Origin of the sequence: Sphingopyxis sp. A083, assembly GCF_001468495.1 — a bacterium.
GTDB classification, from domain to species: Bacteria; Pseudomonadota; Alphaproteobacteria; order Sphingomonadales; family Sphingomonadaceae; genus Sphingopyxis; species Sphingopyxis terrae.
Genome location: NZ_LNSK01000010.1, coordinates 15394 through 38532, shown reverse-complemented (window position 1 = coordinate 38532; position 23139 = coordinate 15394). Strand labels below are relative to the sequence as shown.

Here is a 23139-nt window from a genome sequence, read left to right as displayed (position 1 = left end):
TTATGAAAAATTAGTAACGATCAGTAACGATAATGATCGGGCTTGAACGGTCCTTCGACCGGCACGCCGATATAATCGGCCTGCTTCTGCGTCAGCGTCGACAGCTTCACCCCCAGCTTTTCGAGGTGCAGCGCCGCGACCTTTTCGTCGAGATGCTTGGGCAGGACATAGACGTCGTTCTTGTAATCACCGGCCTTGGTAAACAGCTCGATCTGCGCGAGCGTCTGGTTGGTGAAGCTCGACGACATCACGAACGACGGGTGGCCCGTCGCACAGCCGAGGTTCACGAGGCGGCCCTTCGCCAGCACGATGATCTGCTTGCCATCGGGGAATTCGACGAGGTCGGTACCCGGCTTCACTTCGGTCCACTTGTAATTGGCGAGCCCCGCGATCTGGATTTCGCTGTCGAAGTGGCCGATGTTGCAGACGATCGCCATCGGCTTCATCGCCGCCATATGGTCGGCGGTGATGACGTCGGCGTTGCCGGTCGCGGTGCAGAAGATGTCGGCGCGGGCGACCGCTTCGTCCATCGTGACAACTTCATAGCCTTCCATCGCCGCCTGCAGCGCGCAGATCGGGTCGATTTCGGTAACCAGCACGCGCGCGCCGCCGTTGCGGAGCGAGGCGGCCGAGCCCTTGCCGACGTCGCCGAAGCCCGCGACGCACGCAACCTTGCCGGCCAGCATGACGTCGGTCGCGCGGCGGATCGCATCGACCAGGCTTTCCTTGCAGCCATAAAGATTGTCGAACTTCGACTTGGTGACGCTGTCGTTCACGTTGATCGCCGGGAAGGGCAGCTTGCCTTCCTTGGCCAGCTGGTAAAGGCGGTGGACGCCGGTCGTCGTTTCTTCCGACACGCCCTTGATCGCGCGCACGCTCTTGGTGAGATAGCCCGGCTTGGCGGTCAGGAAGTCCTTGAGCGCACGGACAAATTCGACTTCTTCGGCGTTGGTCGGCTCGAACAGCGGCTCGCCGGCTTCGACGCGCGCCCCCCACAGCGCGAACATCGTGGCGTCGCCGCCGTCATCGAGGATCATGTTCGCGGTCTGATCGTCGCCCCAGTCGAAGATCCGGCCGACATAGTCCCAATATTCAGCGAGGCTCTCGCCCTTCACCGCAAAGACGGGCGTGCCGCCAGCGGCGATCGCGGCGGCGGCATGATCTTGGGTCGAAAAGATGTTGCAGGTCGCCCAGCGCACCTCGGCGCCCAGCGCGATCAGCGTTTCGATCAGCACCGCGGTCTGGATCGTCATGTGCAGCGATCCGGTGATGCGCGCGCCCTTCAGCGGCTGCGCCGCGCCATATTCGGCGCGCAGCGCCATCAGGCCGGGCATTTCGGTTTCGGCGATCGCGATTTCCTTGCGGCCGAAGTCGGCGAGGCCGATGTCGGCAATCACATAGTCGGCGGCGCCGTCCTTGGTCTTCGCCGCCGCGATTGCGGCATTGGCGGCGGTAATGGTGGCATTGGCTGCGGTGGTGGCCACGGGGGAGTCTCCATATTGGCGAGTACGGCCGCAGGCGAGCGGCCCCGAATTGTCGAGCAATTATGTTGCGCGCCCTAACCGAAAGCGCGTCGCCATTCAAATATAAACTTTTCTTTATATCTGCAAGGCGCGGGTCGCAGTCGAACGCGGCGCAGGCACGATTCGTCCTCCGCCAATCGCGAGGCAGCGCAAAATAAATTTCGGGCGCGCGCCAATGTTACAACGCGCGGGGCGCAATTGTGACACAGCCTTGCAATAGCCAACTTCCTAAGAAATTTGCCTTATAATACGCCTTGCGATGAGCATAATCCGTCTATGTGACAGCAATGTTACATAGCCCGCGATTCATTGACTTTTATCCCCACAAACGAGAAAATAGGTCAAAGTTTTCGGGGAGATACCTAGATGAAAAAAATTCTACTCAGCCTGGCTGCCCTGGCCGTCGCGTCGCCGGCGATGGCTCAGTCGATCGTCGTCACGGGCACCGAGGACAGCGCCTCGACGCCGCTGTCGGTTGCCTTTGAAGAATTACAGGCGGGCGAAAACAAGGCGGCAGTGGCCAAGCTGACCGACGGCCGGGTCGATGCCCGCGATCCGTCGCGCCTGATCAATCTGGGCACCGCCTATGCCCGGCTTGGCCGCACCGCCGACGCCGCGACCGCCTATCGGTCGGCGATCGACAGCCCGATCCGCTACGACCTCGAGCTTGCGAACGGGGATTTCATGGATTCGCGCTGGGCCGCACGCACCGCGCTCGCGCGGCTTGACCAAGGACGCCCGCTCCTCGCCCTCGCGCACTGACGCAGCCGATCGACGGGCGGCGATCCTACGCTTCGCCGCCCTCGACCGTCAGCAGGCGCGCATCGATGCCGGCTTCGGCAAAGGCTGCCTGCCACCGCTGCGCCGGCGGCGTGTCGAACAGCAGCGCGTCGCTGCCGGGCGTCAGATGCCAGGCATGGCGCACCATTTCCTCTTCGAGTTGCCCCGGTGACCATCCGGCATAGCCGAGCGCGACGAGCCATTGCGACGGCCCGCGCCCCTCGCCGATGGCGCGCAATATGTCGTGCGAGCTCGATATCATCCAGCGCCCCGACACCTGCACCGCGCCTTCGCCCGACCAGTCGCGGCTGTGGAGCACGAAACCGCGCGACGGTTCGACCGGTCCGCCCAGAAAGACCGGCTGATCGAGCGGTGCGTCGTGCGCGATGTCGAGCTGATCGAGCACCGCACCGACGGTCATGCCGTCGATCGGGTCGTCGATGCTGATCCCCATCGCACCCTCTTCGTCGTGGCTGATCATCGCGATGACAGAGTGATCGAAACGCGGATCGCCGATGCCGGGCAGCGCGAGCAGCAATTGGCCGGTGAACCAGGTCGGCGCCTTTTCCATCGCCCCATCATGGACTGCCGGGCGCGCAGGGTCCAGCGTCTTTGCGGCCATATCGACGAACGGCGGGGTCCATTGTGCAATGTGAACGCTCCGCCGCTTGACTCGCGGCGGCGCACACCCAATGTCTCGCCCGCACAAGACCCCCCTCAACGAAAGGATGCCAGCATGACCATCACTACCGGAGACTCGCTGCCCGACACCAAGCTGGTGAAGGTCACCGAAGGCGGCCCCGAACAGGTTTCGGCCGCCGATTATTTCAAGGGCCGCAAGGTCGCGCTCTTTTCGGTTCCGGGCGCATTCACGCCGACCTGTTCGGCCAAGCACCTGCCGGGCTTCGTCGAGAAGGCAGCCGAACTCAAGGCCAAGGGCATCGACGAAATCGTCTGCACCGCGGTCAATGACGCCTTCGTCATGGGCGCCTGGGCGAAGAATGCCGGCGCGACCGACAGCGTGACGATGCTCGCCGACGGCAATGGCGATTTCGCCGAAGCGGTCGGGCTGACCATGGATGGCAAGGCATTCGGCATGGGCAAGCGCGGCCAGCGTTTCTCGATGGTCGTCAACGATGGCGTCGTGGAGCAGCTCAATGTCGAAGCGCCGGGCGAATTCAAGGTGTCGAGCGCCGACCATATGCTTGAACAGCTCTGAGCGGTTTGCGGATTGAAATGAGGGGCGGCGCGGCGCTGCGCCGCCCCCCTTTCCTTTTGTCATATTTTCGTGCAACAGCGTCGCGATGACATCAGAATCATCGAACGAAAATATCGCCGACCCCACCACCCTTGTCGAAGGGGTCATCGCCGAACTTCAGTCGCGTTTCCGCACGTCGGTCGGCAATCTCAAATCCGCCATCGCCGCCTTCGTCCGTGACGGCACCTTGCCGCCCGCCGATGCCGCCGCGACCGGCCTGTTCGACTATCCGGCGCTGCGCCTCGTCACCAATGGCGAGTTTCGCGAAGGCCAGGGCGGCCACAACCTCGCCTTCGGTCATTTCGAGCGGGCGGGCGAGTTCGTCACGACGGTAACGCGCCCCGATCTGTTCGAGGCTTATCTGCGCGAACAGCTGACCCTGCTCGTCCGCCATTATGAGGTGACGCTGGAGGTGACGCGCACCGGGCAGCAGATCCCCTTCCCCTATGTCCTCGACGCCAGCGACGGGTCGGACATGGGCCGCGTCACTCCGCTCGAACTCGCGCGCCATTTTCCGACCACCGAACTCGCCGATATCGGCGACGAGCTGGCCGACGGCCTGTTCGGCTTCGACCCCGCGGCGGCGCAGCCACTCGCGCTGTTCGACGCGTTGCGCACCGATTTCAGCCTCGCGCGCCTGCGCCACTATACCGGCACCGCGCCCGAGCATTTCCAGCGCTATATTCTGTTCACCAACTATCACCGCTATGTCGACGAATTCGTCGCCTGGGCGGGGGCGCAGGTCGGCAAGGGACGCTACACCGCGCTCGCCGGTGCGGGCGGTCTCTATGTCGACGAGCCGGATATCAATGCCAGCGCGCTCGCGAGCGACAGCGCATGGCGACGGCACCAGATGCCCGCATATCACCTGATTGCCGAGGGCGGCAGCGGCATCACGCTCGTCAACATTGGCGTCGGCCCCTCGAACGCCAAGACGATCTGCGATCACCTCGCGGTGCTGCGGCCCGAGGCATGGATGATGATCGGCCACTGCGGCGGGCTGCGCCCCAGCCAGCGGATCGGCGATTATGTGCTCGCCCACGCCTATCTGCGCGACGACCATATTCTCGACAGCGTGCTGCCGCCCGAAATTCCGATCCCGCCGATAGCCGAAGTCCAGCAGGCGCTGGCGAGCGCCGCCGAGGCGGTGTCGGGAACCAGCGGTGCCGACCTCAAGAAACGGATGCGTACCGGCACCGTCGTCACCACCGACGACCGCAACTGGGAATTGCGCTTCACCGATTCCGCGCTGCGCTTCTCGCAGTCGCGCGCGATCGGCATCGACATGGAGTCAGCGACCATCGCGGCGCAGGGCTACCGCTTCCGTGTGCCTTACGGCACCTTGCTGTGCGTGTCCGACAAGCCGCTCCACGGCGAACTCAAGCTGCCGGGACAGGCCAACCGTTTCTATGAAGAAGCAATCGCGGCGCATCTCCAGATCGGCATCCGCACGTGCGAATTGATGCACGACGAGGGCGCCAAGCTGCACAGCCGCAAACTGCGCGCGTTCAACGAGCCGCCGTTCCGGTGACGCCGGCAGCCGCCCTTTCGCGCTCCGTCGCGGGCCGCGTCGCAATCGTCACCGGCGCCGCGAGCGGCATGGGGCGGGCGACCGCGCTGTTGCTGGCGCGCGAGGGCGCGAAGGTCGCGGTCACCGACCTTGACCCTGCCGCATGCGAGGCGGTTGCCGCGGAAGCCGGCGACGGCGCGCGCGCCTTCGCGCTCGACGTATCGGACGGCGAGGCGATCAAGCGCGTCGTCGCCGACATCGCGGCGTATTTTGGCGGTATCGACATCCTGATCAACAATGCCGGCGTGTCGAGCTTCTGCCCGCTCGATGCGGGCGACGATTATGATGCGATCTGGCACCGCGCGATCGCGGTGATGCTGACCGCGCACCAGCGGATGGTGCGCGCGGCGCTGCCGTGGCTGCGGCAAAGCGACGCGCCGCGCATCGTCAACATTGCCTCGACCGAGGGACTGGGCGCGACGCCCGGCGACACGCCCTATGTCGCGGCCAAGACGGGCGTGACCGGGCTGACGCGCGGTCTGGCGGTCGATCTGGGCAAGGATGGGATCACCGTCAACTGCATCTGTCCCGGCCCGATCCGCACCGCGATGACCGACAAGGTACCCGACGCGGACAAGGCGATCTTCGCACGGCGCCGCACCGCGCTGCGCCGCTATGGCGAGCCCGAGGAGGTCGCGCATGTGACGCTGAGCCTCGTCCTGCCCGCGGCGAGCTATATCACCGGCGCGGTGATCCCCGTCGATGGCGGGCTGATGGCGCGCAACGCATAGACGGCATCAGACATAGAAATCGGCGCGCAGGTTTATGCCGCGTTCGACCCAGAGTTTGAGCGCGCAGAGCATCTGCGTCCAGCCGTGACAATTGCCGTAGCTGCCGTCGAGCGCCGCCTGCGTTTCGCGCCAGCCGCCCTCGGCGATCTCGACCAGCGTGCGGCCGTCATCGAGCGGCTTGAAGGTCATCGTCACGCGGGTACGGTAAGCGGCGTCCGCCATCGTGCCGCCCTCTACCCCCGGCGCCTGGCCTTCATAGGCCGCCCATTCCAGAACGATCTTCTCATCCTGCACCACCTCGATCACATGGACCGGAAAGGCGCCGGGATAATCGTGGAAATCCCACGTCACCACCGCGCCGGTCTCGAGCCGGCCCTGTGCGCCGCCGGTGGTGAAATAGTGCGACAGTTGCGCGGGATCGGCAACCGCCTCGAACACATCATGCACCGGTTTGGCGATGCGCGCCGCGACCCTGAATTTCAGTTCCATCGTCATTCTCCGCTTGAGTAGCACTTAATTATGTTATAAATTTATAACATGTCAATCCACGACGATTTCGACCGCATCTTCAAGGCGCTCGCGCATGGCGTTCGGCGGCAGATTCTGGACGATCTGAAGGATCAGCCGCTGACGACGGGGGCGCTGTGCGACCATTTCGTCGATCTCGACCGCTGCACGGTGATGCAGCATCTGAAGGTGCTGGAGGAGGCAGGGCTGGTCATCGCCGAACGTCACGGCCGCGAACGCTGGAACCATCTGAACGCGATGCCGATTCAGGACATCCACGACCGCTGGATCGGCCCGCATGCCGCAGCGGCGGCCGCGCAGCTTGCGCGGTTCAAGCAGGCTGTCGAAACGCAGTAGAAGCGGTCGCCGCCGGCCCTCTTTCGAGCGCCGACGCGGCCGAATGTCAGCCGGCTGTTCCCTTGGCCGAACCCGCGACAAGATTCATCACCAGCTTCGGCAGGCTGCGGTAATTGGCGGCATGATATTGCGAATCGCCGGGCAGCGCTGCTTGCAGGCGGCGGTGCGCCTCTGGCAACGCGTGATAGGGAACGCCGGGCAGCAGATGATGCAGCGCGTGATAGCGCAGCCCTACCGGCGCCCACAGCTCGGGGAGCAGGCCCGGCGGCGGTACGTTGACGCTGTCGAGGAACTGCGCGGTTACGGTCAGCACCTCTCCGTCATTTTCCCACAGATGCGCAACGAGCGTGCGGATCTGGTTGAGCACGAGGCTGGCCGCCGCAATCGCGCCGAAGATCAGCAGCGCGCGCAGCGGCACCCAGCCGAACACGCCCGCCGCGATCAGCAGCGTCGACCAGGCCCAGGCGCCGCCTTCCTGCCACGCCCACTGGCGGCGAAAATCGCCTTCGGGCGGGCGGCGACGAAACATCGGGTTGATGATCATCCCCGAATAGCGCTCCATCACCACGCGGCGGAGCGGCGGGATGACGAACGACAGCGGGGTCAGCACCGCAAAGCGAAAGAGCAGCGCCAGCGGCGCAAAGGCGGCCGCGACGACGAACAGCGGCACCGTCCACGGCTTCATCAGCGCCAGCGGCAGATATTCGGGATCTTCTACCGTGCCATATTTGGTGCGGTTGTGGTGGAGGCTGTGGATGCCTTCGTAAAGGAAGGAAGGGATAAGCAGCGGGATACCGACGAGCAGGTTCCACACGAGCCGGAAACCGGGGAGCGCATTTTTGCGGATATGCGTCAGTTCATGGATGAAGCTGCCCGCGCGGTAGAGCGCGACGACGGCGATGAGCGCTGCGGCGAGCATCCATGCGGTCGATGGTGCCAGGATCGCCGCCGCGACACCGGCATAGCCGATAAACGCCGAACCGAGGAAATCCACCCAATAGATGCGCGCGTTCGGATTGACGAGATCGCGCGTCAGCTCCGAGGCCGCGCGGATCATCGCCATATCGTCGGCAATCGCCGATTTGGGCGTCTGGGTGGCCGGGGCCGCGGGGGGAGTCGCGATCCGTTCGGCAGCGGGATTGGTCGTCATCATGCCGGCGTCTTCACCATGATTTCGTGGCAGCATGATGGCCGAATACGGGTCGCCAGCGCCACAGCTATGCCCTAATGCGTCGCCACAAATATAGGCACCGTCATTCAGGAAACCAGCCATGGCCGCACATTCGCAAGGTCCCGTCTCCATCCATCCCGTCAAGGACAAGGCGGACAAGCGCGAATTCGTCGAACTGGCCTTTCGGCTCAACCGCGGCGATCCCGCCTGGGTGCCGCCGCTGAAAAACGAAGCGTTCGACCTGTTGACGCCAGGCAAGAACCCCTGGTTCGAACATGGCAAGGCGCAGATGTTCCTCGCACGCCGCGACGGCCGCACGGTGGGACGCATTTCGGCGCATGTCGACTTCCTCGCGCTCGAACAGCCGGCGAGCCAGGGCATGGGTCCGGGGACGGGCAATTGGGGGCTGCTGGAGGCCGAGGATGCCGAGGTCGCGCACGCATTGATCGTCAGCGCCGAAGACTGGCTGCGCGGCCAGGGAATGAACCGCGCGCTCGGCCCGCTGTCGATTTCGATCTGGGACGAACCCGGGCTACTGGTCGAAGGCTTCGATACGCCGCCGACGATCATGCTCGGCCACAACAGCCCGCTCTATCAAGCGTGGATCGAGGGCGAGGGCTATCGCCCGGTCAAGAAGCTGTTCAACTATGCGGTCGATATCGTCGACGGCTTTCCGCCGCTGGTAAACCGCATCGTCGCGGCGGGCGAGAAGAACGAGCGCATCCGCATCCGCCGCGTCGACAAGCGCAAGTTCGATGCCGAGGCGCAGCTGATCATGGGCATTTTGAACGACGCCTGGTCGGACAATTGGGGTTTCGTTCCGCTGACCGACAGCGAGATCGCCTATGTCGGCAAGAAGCTGAAGGACATTGTTTTCGAGGATCTGATCCGCGTCGCCGAAGTCGACGGCGAGGCGGTCGCGTTCATGATCGTGCTGCCCGACATCAACGAACTCCTGATCGGGATGGACGGATCGCTGTTCCCCTTCAACTGGGCGCGGCTGCTTTGGTGGCTGCGCAAGCCCAAGAGCAAGCGGCTGCGCGTGCCGTTGATGGGCGTGGTCAAGAAGTTGCAGAACAGCCGCATGGCGAGCACCCTCGCCTTCATGATGATCGAATATATCCGCCGCGACGGCGTCGCCAAATATGGCGCCGAGCAAGGCGATATCGGTTGGGTCCTCGACGACAATCAGGGGATGAACGCGGTCGCCGACGCCATCAACGCGACGGTCAACCGCGTGTATCAGCTTTACGACAAGCCGCTATCCTGACGCGGCGGGCCGCCACCCCGCTGGCATGATTTTGCGACAAAGGGCGGGCAGCTTCATGGTCTGAACCCGAAGGATGCGCGATGCCCAGCCTTTATCTTGCCGCCAACCGCTTCGGCCTCGGCCGCCGCTTCGACGATCCCGCGCCCGTCGATCCGCAGGCCTGGCTGCTGCGACAACTTGACGACTATGACCCGGTTCCCGCACCGATCGCCGCCTTGCCCGGCCGCGCAGCCATCGCCGCCTCCTATGTCGAATATCAGGACGACCGGCGAGCGATGCGCCGCAATGCGCCGGATGATGTCGCCCAGAAGGACGGCACAGGCGCGGCGATGGACCCCGAACTGCAACGCTTGTCGCGCTCGGCAATCCGCACCCATTATGTCGATGCTGCCGCCGCGCGGCTTGCCAATGCGGTCGCGACGTCAACACCCTTCCCCGAACGGCTCGTCCACTTCTGGTCCAACCATTTCGCCGTGTCGGCCGACAAGCTGCCGGTGATCGGATTTGCCGGCAATTACGAGTTCGAGGCGATCCGCCCGCACATCATGGGCAAATTTTCGGACCTGCTGATCGCGGCGGTGCGGCATCCCGCCATGCTGCTCTATCTCGATCAGGCGCAAAGTTTCGGGCCCGACAGTCCGGTGTCCGATCGCATTCGCGCGCGCGGACGGCGGCAGGCGCCGGGGCTCAACGAAAATCTGGCGCGCGAGATCATGGAATTGCACACGCTGGGGGTGCGTACCGGCTATACGCAGGCCGACGTCACGGCCTTTGCCAAGGTGCTGACCGGGCTGACCGTGGCCGGGCTTGGCCGCGGTGCCGGGCAGCGGCTGATGCCTGCGGGCGCGGCCGACGGCGACACCGTTTTTATCGCACCGCTGCACGAACCCGGCGCGCAGTCGATCATCGGCAAACGCTACGCGCAGGGCGGCGCGGACCAGGCCGAAGCGGTGCTGCTCGACCTCGCGCGGCATCCGGCGACCGCGCGACACATCGCGACCAAACTGGCCCGGCATTTTTCCGGCGACACACCGGCCCCCGCGCTCGTCGCGCGGCTCGAGGCCGATTTCCTTCGGACCGGCGGCGACCTGACCTCGCTCTACCGCACGCTCGTCGCCGCGCCCGAGGCATGGGGGGCCGAACCCGCGATGTTCAAATCGCCGTGGGACTGGACCGTATCGGTGATGCGAAGTCTGAAACTGCCGGCGCTTGGCGACCGGCAGAATGTCCCGGCGCTGTTCACCCAGCTCGGCCAGCCGATCTGGCGCCCCGGATCGCCCGCCGGCTATGACGATCTGGTCGCGACCTGGGCCGGATCGGCGGCGCTGATGCAGCGCGTCGAACTCGCCAGTCGGATCGCCGGTCGCATCGGCGACCGTGTCGACGCCCGCCAGCTCGCGCCGCTGATCCTCGCCGACGCCTTGACGACGCAAACCGCGCAGGCGGTCGCCCGCGCCGACAGCCCCGGCCAGGCGCTCGCGCTGCTCTATGCCAGCCCGGCCTTTCTGCGGAGATAGACGATGATCCTCTCGCGCCGCCATATGCTCATTAGCGGACTGACCATTGCCGCCGCCGGAGCGGTCCCGCGCTTTGCCTATGCCGCCGCGGCGACGCCGCGCCGGCTGGTGTTCGTGATCCAGCGCGGCGCCGCCGACGGCCTTGCGATCGTCGCACCGACGGGTGATCCCGACTATGCCGCGGCGCGCGGCGCGCTCGCCGAAGAGGCCGGCGGCGCCAGCCTCAACGGCCTGTTCACGCTGCACCCGGCGCTTGCCGCCGGCGCCGATCTCTATCGCGCCAAGCAGGCGCATTTCGCGCACGCCGTCGCCACCGCCTATCGCGACCGGTCGCATTTCGATGGTCAGAATGTGCTCGAAGGCGGCGGCTCGCGCCCGTATAAAAAGAGCGACGGCTGGGTCGGGCGGCTGCTGACGCTGCTGCCCGCGGCCGAGCGCGAGGCGCTCGCGATCGCGCCGGCGGTGCCGCTGGCGCTGCGCGGCAGCGCCCCCGTCGCCACCTACGCCCCCAGTCGCCTGCCGCAGGCCGACGCCGACCTGATCGCGCGGCTGTCGGCGCTCTATGCCGCCGACGCGCTGTTGCACCCGCTGTGGGACAGCGCGGTCAAGACGCAGGAGCTGGCGGGCGACATCGGCGGCAACAATGGCCGCAATGGTGCCGACCTCGGCAAGCTCGCGGCATCGTTGATGCTTCCTGCCGACGGCGCGCGGGTGATGATGATCGAAACCGGCGGCTGGGACACGCACAGCGGCCAGCGCGGGCGGCTGACGGCCCAGCTTCGCGGGCTCGACCAGCTTGTCGGCGCGCTGCATGTCGGGCTTGGCCCGGCGTGGAACGACACGCTGGTCGTGGTCGCGACCGAATTCGGGCGCACGGTTGCGGTCAACGGCACCGGCGGCACCGACCATGGCACCGGATCGGCGGCGATGTTCTTCGGCGGTGCGCTGGCGGGCGGGGGGCCGGTCGCGGGCGGGATGGTCTCGGCCGACTGGCCCGGGCTGAGCGCCGCAAACCGCCTCGACGGCCGCGACCTCAAACCGACGCGCAGCCTCGAAAGCGTGATCGGCGCCGCGATCGCGCATCACTATGCGCTTGATCCGGCGCGGGTGATGCGGACGCTCTATCCCGACGCCTGAGGCCATGGTCCAGCCTCATCGCGAGCGCGGCGAAGCAATGACGATTCAACTAATGGGGTTGCGTCATGCAAAGCTGGCCCAGGTTGGCGCATGGTCGCTCGCCTTTTCCCGGCCGCGATACGCCTTGTCGACCTGCGCATCGATCAGGCGGTCGGCCATCGCCGGGCTGAGCAGCAGATGGTCGATGCGGAAACCATGGTCGCGCTGCCACCCGCCCGCCTGATAGTCCCAGAAGGTCCAGACATGCCCGGCCGGATGGCGGCTGCGGACCGCATCGGTCCAGCCATCGCCGAGCATTCGGAACCACGCGTCGCGCGATTCGGGCTGCATCAGCGCATCGTCCGCCATGCCGCGCACGTCCCACACATCGTCATCGTGCGGGATGACATTATAGTCGCCTGCCAGGATCGCGGGGATTTCGCTCGCGAGCAGCGCCTTCGCGCGTTCGCGCAGCCGGGCCATCCAGCGCAGCTTGTAATCGAATTTGGGGCCGGGATGCGGATTGCCGTTGGGAAGATAGATCGCCCCGATACGGACGCCGAAAACATCGGCCTCGAGATACCGTGATTGTTCGTCCTCGGCCTCGCCAGCGAGCCCCCGCTGCACTTCGACCGGATCGGTCCCCTTGGCGAGGATCGCAACGCCGTTGAAGCCCTTTTGCCCGTGATAGAGGAAGCCGTAACCCGCCGCCTCGATCTCCTTGGTCGGCATCGTTTCGTCGCTCGATTTCAATTCCTGCAGGCAGACGACATCGGGCTGCGTTTCATCGAGCCATTCGACAAGGCGCGGCATCCGCGCCTTGATCCCGTTGATGTTGAAGGTGGCGACTTTCATCGCCCCGCTATGGCAGGAAGCGCGCCGCTTAGAAAGGCGTCAGATCGAGAAGCTGGAGCCGCAACCGCAGCCCGAGGCGGCGTTGGGATTTTCGACCTTGAACGAAGATCCGCCAAGCGAATCGACAAAATCGACGGTGCAGCCGCGCAACAGATCGAGGCTGATCGAATCGACCACTAGCTTGACCCCGTCGGTTTCGGTGACGCGGTCATCGGCGTCGATGCTTTCAGCCAGACCGAAGCGATAGGTGAAGCCCGAACAGCCGCCGCCATCGACCGCAAGGCGCAGTGCAGGTTCCACCCCGCCCTTGCGTTCGGCGATCCAGCGGACGCGCGCCGCAGCGGCGGGAGACAGGGTGATATCGTCGATCTGCGTGGCCATCATATGAAGATAGGATCGCGAGCCCCAAAAGAAAAGGGCGCCCCGGCCGCTGGCCTGGGGACGCCCCTCCTCTCCGACCCAGAGAAACTGTTACTCGGGACCGCCCATGGCCAGCTTGTCGCCGGTGAGCGCCGCGATCGTCATCGAATCCGACCGGACGAACGGCATCGGGTTGACCGGTTCGCCGTCGATGCGGACTTCGTAATGGAGATGGTTGCCGGTCGAGCGGCCCGTCGAACCGACATAGCCGATCACATCGCCCTTCTTCACCTGCTGTCCGGGCTGCACGACGAAGGACGACATGTGGCCGTAGCGCGTCTCGATCGCGTTGCCATGTTCGATTTCGACATAATTGCCGTAGCCGCCAAGGCGCTGGGCGCGGCCGACGATGCCGTCGGCGGTGGCGTAGATGGGGGTGCCATAAGGCGCCGGAATGTCGACGCCATTGTGACGCGCGAGCTTGCCGGTGATCGGGTGGACGCGCATGCCATAGGACGACGAGAGCGACATCTGCTCAATCGGACGGCGCGACGGGATCGCGATGCCGATATTGGCGGTCAGCCCGGTGTCGAGACGCTTCCACGCCTGAAAAATCGCATAGGCTTCGCTGTCATCGCGCTGCGTCGGTGCCCCCGGGACGCTGTCCTCATCGGGTTCGTCGGGGACGACGATGCCCGCGTCGCTGCTGCCTTCGACCGCATGTGCAGCCGGAACGGTCATGCCTGTCAGTGCCAAGGCACCGAAAACAAGACCAAATCGGAACTTTTGCCCCAGAGAAGCGTTTCGCACGTATCGACCCCGCTATCGCCTTGTCGCCGACCCGTTTTACGGCGGTGTCGGCGCCGGTTGTTTCTCGTGGATGGGATTATTCCCTTGCCCGCGATGGTTACTGCGTGGCCGATCCTTACGAAGCAATAACGGCGTAGTATTCTTGCGTTAAACCGGCATCCCGGCGCGCCGAGTCGTTGAACGGCGGCTTCAGAGCTCCGCGAAATCGCGATTTCACGAGGGTTTGCCATGTCGGCGCCGGGACGAATCCCAATTCATCGCACATCCAGTTGAACCAGACAGTGCCGGCGCTCACATGCCGGATCTCGTCGGTGTAGATGCGCTCCAATATCTTCGCCGAAGCCTCGTCGCCTTGGGCGCGAAAGCGCGCCACGGTGGCAGGTGTCACGTCGAGGCCGCGCGCCTCCAGCACCATCGGCACGATCGCCAGCCGCGCGAGCGGATCGTCGGCGGTCGCCGCCGCCGCTTCCCACAGGCCTGCATGGGCGGGCAGCGCGCCATAGTGACTGCCAAGCGTGCGCAGGCGCCGGTCGAGGAGCGCGAAATGCATCGCCTCGTCGGCCGCAACGGCGATCCAGTCATCGACGAAGCCGCGCGGGAAGCGGTCGCCGAAGCGCCCCAACAGATCGACCGCCAGATCGATCGCGACGAATTCGATATGCGCCAGCGCATGCAGCATCGCGATGCGCCCCCGCTCGGACCCGCCCTTGCGGCGGCGCGGCATCTGGTTCGGCGGCAACAGCGCGGGCTCGGCCGGCCATGCGGGCTGATCCGGCATCGTCCCATCGCAGCGCTGGGCAAGCGCACCGCGGCGCCACGCCCGCGCCAACGCCCGCGCCGCGCGGCGCTTGTGGTGCGGGTCCGGCGTCAGCAGGACCGCGCGTGCCGCTTCGCCCAGGCTTTGCATCAGAGTGTCTTTGCCGCCTCCAGCACCGCATCGGCATGGCCCTTCACGCGCACCTTGCGCCATTCGCGGGCGAGCTTGCCATCAGCCCCGAACAGGAAGGTCGAGCGTTCGATTCCCATATAGGTGCGGCCATAATTCTGCTTTTCGACCCAGGTGCCGAAGGCTTCGCACACGCTGCCGTCCTCGTCGGAGGCGAGCCGCACGGTCAGACCATATTTGTCGCGAAACTTGCACAGCTTCGCCGGCGCGTCGCGCGACACCGCGATCACCTGCGCATTCAGATGCGCGAAATCGGGTGCGAGCCGGGTGAAATCCTGCGCCTCGGTGGTGCAGCCCGGCGTATCCGCCTTGGGATAGAAATAGACGACCAGCGGCGCGCCCTTCAGCGCCTTGAGGTCGATCGCTGCGCCGTCGGCATCGGCAAGCGTGCCGGCCGGAATATCGTCTCCGATCGCGAGTGCGCTCATTCTTCCTTCTCCTTCTGGGGCGCGGCGGACCGAATCGCGGCCCACCAGTCGCCGATCTCCTGCCGCGCCGCATCGTGCGCGGCAAGCAGTTGCGGCCAGCCCGGTTCGCCGCAGGCGCTGGCGACGAGTTGGCGCGCCGCCGCAGTGGCGGGGGCGCCTTCGGGGGCGGTCAGCCGCAGCATGACGAGCATCCGCGCGAGCAGCGCATGCGCCGTCCCCATTCCCGCCGGCGCCAGGCCCGCAGCTTCGAGGCAGGCGAGCGCGGTCGGAATATGCGGATCGCGACAGCGCCCGCTCGCCAGTTGCTCGGTCTGCATCGCAAATTCCAGATCGACGAGCCCGCCGGGGCCGCCCTTGATGTCGAGCGCGCCCTGCGGCGGCTTATGCGCGGCGATCTTGTCGCGCATCGTCGCGGCGTCGGCGACGACCGCGGCCCGGTCGCGCGGCGCCGTCAGGACCTTTTCGATCACGCGGCCCACCTCGGCGCGCGCCGCATCGGAGCCATAGACGGCGCGCGCGCGCAGCAGCGCCATATGCTCCCACGTCCACGCCTCCTCGCGCTGATAGCGGTCGAAGCTGTCGACCGTGACCACCAGCGGCCCCTGCGCGCCCGACGGACGGAGCCGGACATCGACGTCATAAAGCTTGCCCGCCGCGGTCGGTACCGACATCGCCGCCGTCACCCGCTGCGCGAGCCGGTTGTAATAGGTCGTGGCGCCGAGCGGCCGCGGCCCGTCCGATTCGGCGAGATGGTCGCCAGTGAACAGATAGATGAGATCGAGGTCGGAGGCGTGGGTCAGCGCGCTGCCGCCAAGTCGCCCGAGCGCGAGCACGACCAGTTCGCTGCCCGGAACGCGGCCGTGCGCGGCGACGAATTCGGCAACCGTGGCGTCGGCGAGCACCTGCAACGCCGCTTCGGCCAGATCGGCATAGCCACGCGCGACGATCAGCGGGTCGGTCGATCCCGCGATCAGTTGCACGCCATAGGCAAAACGCCGCTCGCCCACCCGGTCGCGCACGCGGTCGAGCAACCGTTCATAATCAAGACCGGCAAGCGTCGGCGCCCATTCGGCGAGCAGTTCGGGCTTGCTCGCCGGTGCCTCGAACGCGCGCGCGTCGATCAACCCCTCGATCAACTCGACGCGCGCCGCGAGCGCATCGGAGAGCGCGGGCGCGAGCGCGAGGATGCGCGTCGCGATTTTCGCCAGCGCGGGCTGCGCCGCGAGCAGATGAAAGAAGCCCACCGCACTGGGCAGCCCCCCCACCAGCTTGTCGAAGCGGACGAGCGCCGCGTCGGGATCGGGTGCCGCGCCGAGCGCCCGGACGAGTTCGGGGAGCACCGTCTCCAGCGCCTCGAGCGCTGCCGGGCTGCGCAGCGCGCGCGCCTTCCCGCCGCGCCATTCGGCGATGGTGCGCAGCGCGGCGTCGGGCGGATCGAACCCCGCCGCGGCAAGTGCCCCCGCCAGCTCCCCCTCGCCCATCGGCAGCCCGCGCGCCACCGCGCGTTCGGCCACCAGCCGGTCGTAGACGGCGCCGACATCGGTAACGACAGGTTCGAGCGCGACGAGCAGCGCGGTGCCGTCGGGCGCTCCGTCGAGCCGCGCCACCGCGTCGAGCGCGGCGGGCTGGACCGGCAGGCTGTGCGTTTGCTGATCCTCGACCATCTGCAACCGGTGTTCGATCCGCCGCAGCACCGCATAATGACCGGCAAGCCGCGTCGCGATATCGGCATCGATCCGTCCTGCCCCGGCGAGCGCGGCCAGCGCGTCGACCGTCGCCGGCACGCGCAGCGAGGGATCGCGCCCGCCATAGATGAGCTGATGAACCTGCGCGAAAAATTCGATCTCGCGAATGCCGCCGCGGCCGCGCTTGAGGTCAAAACCCGGGCCGAATGCCTGCCCTTGCGCGAAATGGTCGCGGATGCGGTCGCTCATCGCGCCGATTTCCTTGAGCTGGCGAAAATCGAGGCTGCGTCGCCAGATGAAGGGCTGGATCGCGTCGAGGAAATGCTGCCCGAGCGCGCGGTCGCCCGCCGACGCCCGCGAACGGATGAAGGCCGCCTGCTCCCATGCCAGCGCCTCCGACTCATAATAGGATATGGCGGCGCTTTCGGGCAGGACGATCGGCGTCACCTCGGGGTGCGGGCGCAGGCGCAAATCGACGCGCAACACATGGCCATCGGCAGTACGCGCCGACAGGATTTCGACCATCCGCCGCGCGATCCGCACCGCCGCCTCATCGGGGTCGTCGCGCGAGCGGCGCGGCATGGTGTCGGGATCGAAGATCAGGATCGGGTCGATGTCCGACGAATAGTTGAGTTCGTGGCTGCCGAGCTTGCCGAGCGCAATGACGGCAATCCCGCGCGGCGCCTCTCCGGGGACGCGCTCGGCAAAGGCTGCGGCCAGCGCCGCGTCGCAGGCGGCATCGGCAAAGGCGGAGAGGTGGCGCGTCGTTGCCGCCACATCATGCTCACCCGACAGATCGCCGAGCGCGAGCAGCAGCGCCGTGCGCCCGCGCCACCGGCGCAGCGCGGGCATGATGTCATCAACTGCCGCTGGCAGCGCCACATGCGCGAGCGCCGCATCGGCCCCATCGGCCAGAAAGCGCGCCACGTCGTCGGGATAAAGCTCCGCGAGCCGCGCGAGAAACGGGGCGTTGGCGGTCAGGCGGTCGAGCGCGGACTGGCGGGCGGCTGTCATCGCCCGCCGCTATCGCCTGCTCCACCGGCGCTCGCAACCCTCACTGACGAAAAGCTCAGGCCGGAACGGTGCTTTCGTCGAAGAACAGCACCTGCGAAATCGCGGCGCGGAGCGTGGCCGGCTGATAGGGTTTGGTCAGCAGGAAAGCCGGTTCGGGACGGTCGCCGGTGAGCAGGCGTTCGGGGAAGGCGGTGATGAAGATCACCGGCACGTTCATGCCGGTCAGGATTTCCTGCACCGCCTCGATGCCCGAACTATTGTCGGCGAGCTGAATGTCGGCGAGGACGAGGCCCGGCTTGTGCGTCTGCGCTTCGGCCACCGCCTCGGCGTGGGTGGTCGCCACCGCGACGACGTCGTGGCCCAGATCGCGGACGATCATTTCGATGTCCATCGCGATGATCGGTTCATCCTCGATGATCAGGATGCGCGCGCGCGTCTGGCGTTCGATCTCCTCGGTCGCCTCTGCAATCAGGGCGTTCACGGCATCGGTGTCGCGGCCGATGATCCGCCCCGTATCCTCGGCATCGAAGCCTTCGACCGCGGTGAGCAGCAGCGCCTGGCGCGCGAGCGAGGGGACACGGCGGAGCCGCGCGTCGGCGATCGCGATTTCGGGCGAGGCGCCATCGTCGTTCGCGGCCGCCTGTTCGGCGACGAGGCCGAAATTGTCATGAACCATGCGATAGAGCTGGACGCGCAAATCATGATCGAGATCGACCGCGGCCGGGTTGGCCACCAGCGTTTCGAGCAAGCGTGCCACCAGCGCATCGCCCGCCGGCTGGCTTCCGGAAATCGCGCGGCCATAGCGCCGCAGATAGGGAAGATGCGGCGCGATCGCCTGACCCAAGGACATATATTACCTCCACATGCGGACGAGGAACCCGCTTGAAAACCCGCAGAATATCGAGGGTCCGGCAAGGAAATGCGCGCGCCCCCGACATAATTTCACCTGATGGGAACGATTTAGCCGCAATTTGGTTTCATAGGGAAGGAACAAACGCGCCATTGCAGTTTGGTGAAGGCGCGGTTAGCAACGGGGCCCATGTCGCAAGGAAGCAACGATAATGACGTCTAAGGCCGGCTCGTCGCCCGAAAAGGCCGCCGGGAAAGACGCCGAGAAAAAGCTCCCCAGAAAGGCGCAGGATGTCAATCTTGCGCTTCGGCGCGCCTATGAGTCGGCGATCGACGAAACGATCCCGCAATCCATGCTCGACCTTCTGAACAAGCTCGACTGATTTTTCAGCGGCGGTATCGCGCCGCGAAATCGTTCTGGAAGGCGGCGAAACGGCCTTCGGCAATGGCGTCGCGCATCGCCTGCATCAACGCCTGATAGAAATGCAGATTATGCTGTGTCATCAGCATGGCGCCCAGCATCTCGCCCGACCGGACAAGGTGGTGGAGATAGGCGCGCGACCAGGTCGTGCAGACGGGGCAGTCGCACGACGCATCGAGCGGCCCCATATCCTCGGCATATTTGGCATTGCGAATATTGAGCGGCCCGTCCCAGGTGAAGGCCTGCCCGTTGCGGCCCGAGCGCGTCGGCAGCACGCAATCGAACATGTCGACCCCGCGCGCGACCGCTCCCACCAGATCGTCGGGCTTGCCCACCCCCATCAGGTAGCGCGGCTTGTCGGCCGGAAGCTGGCCGGGTGCGAAATCGAGCACCCCGAACATCGCCTCCTGCCCCTCACCGACCGCCAGCCCGCCGATCGCATAGCCGTCGAAACCGATGTCGATCAGCGCCTCGGCCGATCGCGCGCGCAGCCTTTCATCGAGTGATCCCTGCTGGATGCCGAAAAGCGCCGACCGCGCGGCGTGCGCCTCGCCCGCGTCGAAGCCCGCGCGGCTGCGCGCCGCCCAGCGCATCGACCGCTCCATGCTCGCTTCGGCACGCTTGGCATCGACGCCGTTTGGCGGGCATTCGTCGAACGCCATGACGATATCGCTGCCGAGTAGCCGCTGAATTTCCATCGATCGTTCGGGAGTCAGCATGTGCCGCGAGCCGTCGAGGTGGCTCTTGAACGCCACACCCTCTTCACTCTGCTTGGTCAGCGCCGAGAGGCTCATCACCTGATAGCCGCCGCTGTCGGTCAGGATCGGCCGGTCCCAGCCCATGAAATCGTGCAGCCCGCCGAGGCGCGCCATGCGCTCGGCGCCGGGACGCAGCATCAGATGATAGGTGTTGCCAAGAATGATGTCGGCGCCCGTCGCGCGCACTTCGGCCGGGCGCATCGCCTTCACCGTCGCGGCGGTCCCCACCGGCATGAAGGCGGGGGTGCGGATATCGCCGCGCTGCATCCGGATCACGCCGGTACGCGCGGCGCCGTCGGTCGCGGCGACCTGAAAAGCGAATCTGTCGGTCATGGCGCGCGCCTATGACGGGGACAGCGCCGAAAGTCGAGGTCAGAGCGCCAAGGACGCCGCAACGCTGTCCGGCAAACAGAGACCGCCGCCTAGGCGCGCTCGTGCTCGCTCGACGGTTCTTCCTCGGCCGCCTTGGCCTTTTCCTTCGGCTTTTCCTTTTCGAAGATGGCGAGCAATTCCTGCTTCTTCGCCTCCGAAAGATCCTTCTCGGCCTCGGGGAACATCTCTTCCTCTTCCTCGTCGATATGATGAAGATAGCGGTCCTTCATCGTGCGAAAGCGGGTGAGCCAGCCGGTCGAGGCAAAATCCATTTCGTAAAGCTCGGTCAGGAAATCCTCGATCTCCTTATGCTCCGACACGCTGTGCTGTGCATCGTCACGCAGTTCGGGCTTGGCGAGCATCGTCGCATAGAGCGACATTTCCTCCGACGCGGCGTGCGCGGTCACTTCGACGCGGAACGCCTCGAACAAGGTGCGGCGCTCGTCGCTGTCGCCGTGGGTCTCGTCGATGCGCGCCAGCAGGTCGCGGTGGCGGTCGTGGTCGGCCTTCAGCCGCGCGAAAATCTTCGTCTCAGCCATGATGGTCTCCGTTCCGTGAATGGGATCGGAGGTAGAACGACCGACGCGCGGCGCGGTTCCCGGTTCAGGCGGCCTTCCAGTCGCTCGAGGTGCTGAACGCCGGCAGGACGAGCGTATTCGCCGCCTGCTGGCTCGCCGCCGCGATCAGATAGGGGGAGACGCGGTGACGGGTGCAGAGCCCGCCGTTGCCGTCGCTGACCATCGATTGTTCGAATTCGATGCCCTGCTGATGATTGATCGAGCGCCGAACCGTCGCCGTCGCAAGCTGGCCTTCGCCGAAGTCGATCACGAATTGCGTCCCGACCGGGACATCGAGAATCCCCTCGATGAAGGCGCCGGTGCGCGACAGGTTGCGGATCACCACCGCGTAGCGATGATTGTCGTGAATCGCATGAACCTTGCGGAACATCTGGAAGCGGTCGTTGCGCTGGCGCGCCGGGCCCGACGGCTTGATCGTCCACGCACCGCGCTCGGTCTGCTCCACCAGTTCGGCGTTGGCGACCGGCTTGCTGTAGACATAACCCTGGACATGGCTGACGTTGAGTTTGCGGATCAGGTCCAGCTGATCGAGCGATTCGATGCCTTCCGCGGTCGTTTCCATGTCGAGCGCTTCGGCGAGCGCGACGATCGCCGCGATGATCGCCGCATTGCGCGACCCCTTCACGGTCGCACCGCGCACGAAGCTCTGGTCGATCTTGATCTTGTCGAACGGCGCCGATTGCAGATAGCCGAGCGACGAATAGCCAGTGCCGAAATCGTCGAGCGCCAGCCGCACGCCAAGCGCCTTCAGCGCCGTGAACATCCGCGCCGTCTCGCTGGAATCGGCCAGGAAGACGCTTTCGGTGATTTCAAGTTCGAGGCGGTCGGCGGGCAGCCCGGCGTTGGACAGCGCGCTGGTGATGATCTTGGGCAGGTCGCCGTTGGCGAACTGGATCGCCGACACATTGACCGCGACGCGCAAGTCGCCGGGCCAGCGCGCGGCATCCTCGCACGCCTTGCGCAGCACCCATTCGCCAAGCGGCCAGATCAGATTGGCCTCCTCGGCGATCGGGATGAACAGCGCGGGCGAGATCGGGCCGCGGTCGGGATGGTTCCAGCGCAGCAGTGCCTCGACGCCCGTCACCATATTGCTCTTGGCGTTGACGACCGGCTGATAGGTCAATTCCATCTGCCCGCGCGCCAGCGCGTCGCGCAGGTCCTCCTCCAGCGCGCGGCGATCCTCGGCCGATTGATGCAGGTCGCTCGAATAGAAGCGGAACCGGCCGCGCCCGTTGCCCTTTGCGGCATAAAGCGCAAGGTCGGCGTTGCGCACCAGATCCTCGCTCGACTGTCCATCGAAGGGCGCGATCGCGACCCCGACCGACGCGCCGATGATGCAGCGGCTGCCTTCGACCGAATAGGGCTGCGACAGGCTGCCGATGATGTCGGCGGCCATGTCGCCGAGGCGTCCGCGATCCTCGATATCGGGCAGGATGATCTGGAATTCGTCGCCGCCCAGGCGGCTCACCATCTCCTTGTCGCCGACGATCTTGAGCAAACGCTCGGCAACCTGCTTGAGCAGCGCATCGCCTGCCGGGTGGCCGAGCGTATCGTTGACCTGTTTGAAGCGGTCGAGGTCGAGCAGCATGATCGCGCAGCTCCGCTGCTGCTGCGAAAAGGCCGCGAGCGTCGTGTCGAGCTTTTTGGAAATGTGGAAACGGTTGGCGAGTCCGGTCAGCGAATCATAGAGCGCGAGCCGCGAGGCATCCTCGGCCGATCGGCGCTGCGCGGTGATGTCGGTGCCGCTGCCGCGATAGCCGCAGAAATTGCCGCGGTCGTCATGGTGCGGCCGCCCCGAAATCGCCCACCAGCGATCGTCGCCCTCAAAGGCACTGCGCAGCGGGAGATCGTCGAATTTGGACTGGCGCGTCAGCAGGAACGGCAGCGTGCGCTGCCGTTCGCCATGGCTTTCGGGCGGCAGGAACAGATCGGTGAGCGGCGTGCCGAGCAGTTCGCCGCTCGACCGGCCCATCAGGCGCGCGACGGCATCGGTGATATAGGTCAGCCGACCCTTGGTATCGGTCGACCAGAACCAGCCGCGGCCGCTTTCCTCGTAATTCTGGAGCAGCAGCAGCGCTTCGCGGGTGTGCAGATTGGGGATCGCTTCACCACCCGAACGCGCGGCGCGCGCGCCGAACTTGCCGAGCAGGCCGCGACCACCCGTCGCAGCGCCCCCATCGACATGTTCCCCGTCCCCGCGAAATGGCATGATTACAACGACACTCGTGCTGGTCCCAACCCGCGGAGATGTTTGGGCCCAATG

23 protein-coding genes are annotated in these 23139 nt (G+C 65.9%); 9 read left to right on the top strand and 14 right to left on the bottom strand.

Annotated elements, in window-relative coordinates:
- Positions 1–20 precede the first annotated feature (20 nt).
- The gene (gene ahcY, locus ATE59_RS14650; RefSeq protein ID WP_443029283.1) at positions 21–1457 is read right to left on the bottom strand and encodes an adenosylhomocysteinase; all 1437 of its coding nucleotides are present in this window, start codon (positions 1455–1457) and stop codon (positions 21–23) included.
- 432 nt (positions 1458–1889) lie between these two features.
- Here ahcY and ATE59_RS14645 point away from each other — a divergent pair, with 432 nt between their 5' ends.
- Positions 1890–2285: a hypothetical protein gene (locus ATE59_RS14645; RefSeq protein ID WP_003040480.1), complete on the top strand. Its 396-nt coding sequence runs from the start codon at positions 1890–1892 to the stop codon at positions 2283–2285.
- A 25-nt stretch (positions 2286–2310) separates the two neighbouring features.
- Here ATE59_RS14645 and ATE59_RS14640 read toward each other — a convergent pair whose 3' ends face one another.
- Complete coding sequence (locus ATE59_RS14640; protein ID WP_082657445.1) at positions 2311–2925, bottom strand: YqgE/AlgH family protein; 615 nt, start codon at positions 2923–2925, stop codon at positions 2311–2313.
- A 114-nt stretch (positions 2926–3039) separates the two neighbouring features.
- On the opposite strand from ATE59_RS14640, the gene ATE59_RS14635 reads away from it, so the two are divergent.
- From ATE59_RS14635 to ATE59_RS14625, 3 genes are all read left to right on the top strand, one after another.
- Positions 3040–3522 carry a peroxiredoxin gene (locus tag ATE59_RS14635; protein WP_003040485.1) on the top strand — a complete coding sequence of 161 codons (483 nt, stop codon included), beginning with the start codon at positions 3040–3042 and terminating at the stop codon, positions 3520–3522.
- 85 nt (positions 3523–3607) lie between these two features.
- Entirely contained in the window at positions 3608–5092 is a 1485-nt protein-coding gene (locus ATE59_RS14630; protein ID WP_003040488.1) for an AMP nucleosidase, read from the top strand.
- Positions 5089–5862, top strand: coding sequence for an SDR family NAD(P)-dependent oxidoreductase (locus ATE59_RS14625; protein WP_003040490.1), 774 nt, complete (start codon positions 5089–5091; stop codon positions 5860–5862). Before ATE59_RS14630 ends, ATE59_RS14625 begins: the two co-directional genes overlap by 4 nt.
- A gap of 6 nt (positions 5863–5868) precedes the next feature.
- Here the strand turns inward: ATE59_RS14625 and ATE59_RS14620 are convergent, their stop codons facing one another.
- The gene (locus ATE59_RS14620) at positions 5869–6351 is read right to left on the bottom strand and encodes an SRPBCC family protein (protein WP_003040491.1); all 483 of its coding nucleotides are present in this window, start codon (positions 6349–6351) and stop codon (positions 5869–5871) included.
- 48 nt (positions 6352–6399) lie between these two features.
- Here ATE59_RS14620 and ATE59_RS14615 point away from each other — a divergent pair, with 48 nt between their 5' ends.
- Positions 6400–6726: an ArsR/SmtB family transcription factor gene (locus ATE59_RS14615; RefSeq protein ID WP_058813085.1), complete on the top strand. Its 327-nt coding sequence runs from the start codon at positions 6400–6402 to the stop codon at positions 6724–6726.
- Between the two features lie 46 nt (positions 6727–6772).
- Here the strand turns inward: ATE59_RS14615 and ATE59_RS14610 are convergent, their stop codons facing one another.
- A complete protein-coding gene (locus tag ATE59_RS14610; RefSeq protein WP_082657446.1) occupies positions 6773–7879 on the bottom strand; it encodes a fatty acid desaturase family protein in 1107 nt (368 codons plus the stop codon).
- Between the two features lie 118 nt (positions 7880–7997).
- On the opposite strand from ATE59_RS14610, the gene ATE59_RS14605 reads away from it, so the two are divergent.
- The 3 genes from ATE59_RS14605 to ATE59_RS14595 all read left to right on the top strand — a co-directional run bounded on the left by ATE59_RS14605 (position 7998) and on the right by ATE59_RS14595 (position 11821).
- A complete protein-coding gene (locus tag ATE59_RS14605) occupies positions 7998–9167 on the top strand; it encodes a hypothetical protein (protein ID WP_058813084.1) in 1170 nt (389 codons plus the stop codon).
- Positions 9168–9247: 80 nt separating this feature from the next.
- A complete protein-coding gene (locus ATE59_RS14600; RefSeq protein ID WP_058813083.1) occupies positions 9248–10684 on the top strand; it encodes a DUF1800 domain-containing protein in 1437 nt (478 codons plus the stop codon).
- 3 nt (positions 10685–10687) lie between these two features.
- Positions 10688–11821, top strand: coding sequence for a DUF1501 domain-containing protein (locus tag ATE59_RS14595; RefSeq protein WP_058813082.1), 1134 nt, complete (start codon positions 10688–10690; stop codon positions 11819–11821).
- Between the two features lie 63 nt (positions 11822–11884).
- On the opposite strand, the gene xth is transcribed toward ATE59_RS14595, so the two are convergent.
- From xth to ATE59_RS14560, 7 genes are all read right to left on the bottom strand, one after another.
- On the bottom strand, positions 11885–12655 hold the full coding sequence (gene xth / locus ATE59_RS14590) for an exodeoxyribonuclease III (protein WP_058813081.1): 771 nt from the start codon (positions 12653–12655) through the stop codon (positions 11885–11887).
- A gap of 39 nt (positions 12656–12694) precedes the next feature.
- The gene (gene erpA, locus ATE59_RS14585) at positions 12695–13039 is read right to left on the bottom strand and encodes an iron-sulfur cluster insertion protein ErpA (protein ID WP_082657444.1); all 345 of its coding nucleotides are present in this window, start codon (positions 13037–13039) and stop codon (positions 12695–12697) included.
- 87 nt (positions 13040–13126) lie between these two features.
- Entirely contained in the window at positions 13127–13756 is a 630-nt protein-coding gene (locus ATE59_RS14580; RefSeq protein WP_003040511.1) for a M23 family metallopeptidase, read from the bottom strand.
- A gap of 184 nt (positions 13757–13940) precedes the next feature.
- Entirely contained in the window at positions 13941–14732 is a 792-nt protein-coding gene (locus ATE59_RS14575; protein ID WP_058813080.1) for a ferritin-like domain-containing protein, read from the bottom strand.
- A complete protein-coding gene (locus ATE59_RS14570) occupies positions 14732–15199 on the bottom strand; it encodes a peroxiredoxin (protein ID WP_058813079.1) in 468 nt (155 codons plus the stop codon). The genes ATE59_RS14575 and ATE59_RS14570 overlap by 1 nt, the downstream gene beginning before the upstream one ends.
- Complete coding sequence (locus ATE59_RS14565) at positions 15196–17898, bottom strand: bifunctional [glutamine synthetase] adenylyltransferase/[glutamine synthetase]-adenylyl-L-tyrosine phosphorylase (RefSeq protein WP_058813078.1); 2703 nt, start codon at positions 17896–17898, stop codon at positions 15196–15198. Before ATE59_RS14565 ends, ATE59_RS14570 begins: the two co-directional genes overlap by 4 nt.
- 55 nt (positions 17899–17953) lie before the next feature.
- Positions 17954–18748 (bottom strand): response regulator, encoded by a 795-nt coding sequence (locus ATE59_RS14560; protein WP_058813077.1) that lies wholly within the window; start codon positions 18746–18748, stop codon positions 17954–17956.
- Between the two features lie 211 nt (positions 18749–18959).
- On the opposite strand from ATE59_RS14560, the gene ATE59_RS17885 reads away from it, so the two are divergent.
- Entirely contained in the window at positions 18960–19130 is a 171-nt protein-coding gene (locus ATE59_RS17885; protein ID WP_156000915.1) for a NepR family anti-sigma factor, read from the top strand.
- A gap of 4 nt (positions 19131–19134) precedes the next feature.
- Here ATE59_RS17885 and tgt read toward each other — a convergent pair whose 3' ends face one another.
- The 3 genes from tgt to ATE59_RS14545 all read right to left on the bottom strand — a co-directional run bounded on the left by tgt (position 19135) and on the right by ATE59_RS14545 (position 23085).
- Entirely contained in the window at positions 19135–20259 is a 1125-nt protein-coding gene (gene tgt, locus ATE59_RS14555) for a tRNA guanosine(34) transglycosylase Tgt (RefSeq protein ID WP_058813076.1), read from the bottom strand.
- A gap of 89 nt (positions 20260–20348) precedes the next feature.
- Positions 20349–20837, bottom strand: coding sequence for a hemerythrin domain-containing protein (locus tag ATE59_RS14550; RefSeq protein WP_003040526.1), 489 nt, complete (start codon positions 20835–20837; stop codon positions 20349–20351).
- Positions 20838–20901: 64 nt separating this feature from the next.
- A complete protein-coding gene (locus ATE59_RS14545; RefSeq protein ID WP_058813075.1) occupies positions 20902–23085 on the bottom strand; it encodes a putative bifunctional diguanylate cyclase/phosphodiesterase in 2184 nt (727 codons plus the stop codon).
- Positions 23086–23139 lie beyond the last annotated feature (54 nt).

What these genes read in the sequence shown, in the direction of transcription:
- ATE59_RS17885 (WP_156000915.1), top strand. Translation starts at nt 18,960, where the DNA reads ATGACGTCTAAGGCCGGCTCGTCGCCCGAAAAGGCCGCCGGGAAAGAC.
- ATE59_RS14570 (WP_058813079.1), bottom strand. Translation starts at nt 15,199, where the DNA reads ATGAGCGCACTCGCGATCGGAGACGATATTCCGGCCGGCACGCTTGCC.
- ATE59_RS14560 (WP_058813077.1), bottom strand. Translation starts at nt 18,748, where the DNA reads ATGTCCTTGGGTCAGGCGATCGCGCCGCATCTTCCCTATCTGCGGCGC.
- ATE59_RS14600 (WP_058813083.1), top strand. Translation starts at nt 9,248, where the DNA reads ATGCCCAGCCTTTATCTTGCCGCCAACCGCTTCGGCCTCGGCCGCCGC.
- xth (WP_058813081.1), bottom strand. Translation starts at nt 12,655, where the DNA reads ATGAAAGTCGCCACCTTCAACATCAACGGGATCAAGGCGCGGATGCCG.
- ATE59_RS14610 (WP_082657446.1), bottom strand. Translation starts at nt 7,879, where the DNA reads ATGATGACGACCAATCCCGCTGCCGAACGGATCGCGACTCCCCCCGCG.
- ATE59_RS14615 (WP_058813085.1), top strand. Translation starts at nt 6,400, where the DNA reads ATGTCAATCCACGACGATTTCGACCGCATCTTCAAGGCGCTCGCGCAT.
- ATE59_RS14635 (WP_003040485.1), top strand. Translation starts at nt 3,040, where the DNA reads ATGACCATCACTACCGGAGACTCGCTGCCCGACACCAAGCTGGTGAAG.
- tgt (WP_058813076.1), bottom strand. Translation starts at nt 20,259, where the DNA reads ATGACCGACAGATTCGCTTTTCAGGTCGCCGCGACCGACGGCGCCGCG.
- ATE59_RS14550 (WP_003040526.1), bottom strand. Translation starts at nt 20,837, where the DNA reads ATGGCTGAGACGAAGATTTTCGCGCGGCTGAAGGCCGACCACGACCGC.
- ATE59_RS14565 (WP_058813078.1), bottom strand. Translation starts at nt 17,898, where the DNA reads ATGACAGCCGCCCGCCAGTCCGCGCTCGACCGCCTGACCGCCAACGCC.
- ATE59_RS14645 (WP_003040480.1), top strand. Translation starts at nt 1,890, where the DNA reads ATGAAAAAAATTCTACTCAGCCTGGCTGCCCTGGCCGTCGCGTCGCCG.
- erpA (WP_082657444.1), bottom strand. Translation starts at nt 13,039, where the DNA reads ATGATGGCCACGCAGATCGACGATATCACCCTGTCTCCCGCCGCTGCG.
- ATE59_RS14580 (WP_003040511.1), bottom strand. Translation starts at nt 13,756, where the DNA reads ATGACCGTTCCGGCTGCACATGCGGTCGAAGGCAGCAGCGACGCGGGC.
- ATE59_RS14545 (WP_058813075.1), bottom strand. Translation starts at nt 23,085, where the DNA reads ATGCCATTTCGCGGGGACGGGGAACATGTCGATGGGGGCGCTGCGACG.
- ATE59_RS14605 (WP_058813084.1), top strand. Translation starts at nt 7,998, where the DNA reads ATGGCCGCACATTCGCAAGGTCCCGTCTCCATCCATCCCGTCAAGGAC.
- ATE59_RS14620 (WP_003040491.1), bottom strand. Translation starts at nt 6,351, where the DNA reads ATGGAACTGAAATTCAGGGTCGCGGCGCGCATCGCCAAACCGGTGCAT.
- ATE59_RS14630 (WP_003040488.1), top strand. Translation starts at nt 3,608, where the DNA reads ATGACATCAGAATCATCGAACGAAAATATCGCCGACCCCACCACCCTT.
- ATE59_RS14575 (WP_058813080.1), bottom strand. Translation starts at nt 14,732, where the DNA reads ATGCAAAGCCTGGGCGAAGCGGCACGCGCGGTCCTGCTGACGCCGGAC.
- ATE59_RS14595 (WP_058813082.1), top strand. Translation starts at nt 10,688, where the DNA reads ATGATCCTCTCGCGCCGCCATATGCTCATTAGCGGACTGACCATTGCC.
- ATE59_RS14640 (WP_082657445.1), bottom strand. Translation starts at nt 2,925, where the DNA reads ATGGCCGCAAAGACGCTGGACCCTGCGCGCCCGGCAGTCCATGATGGG.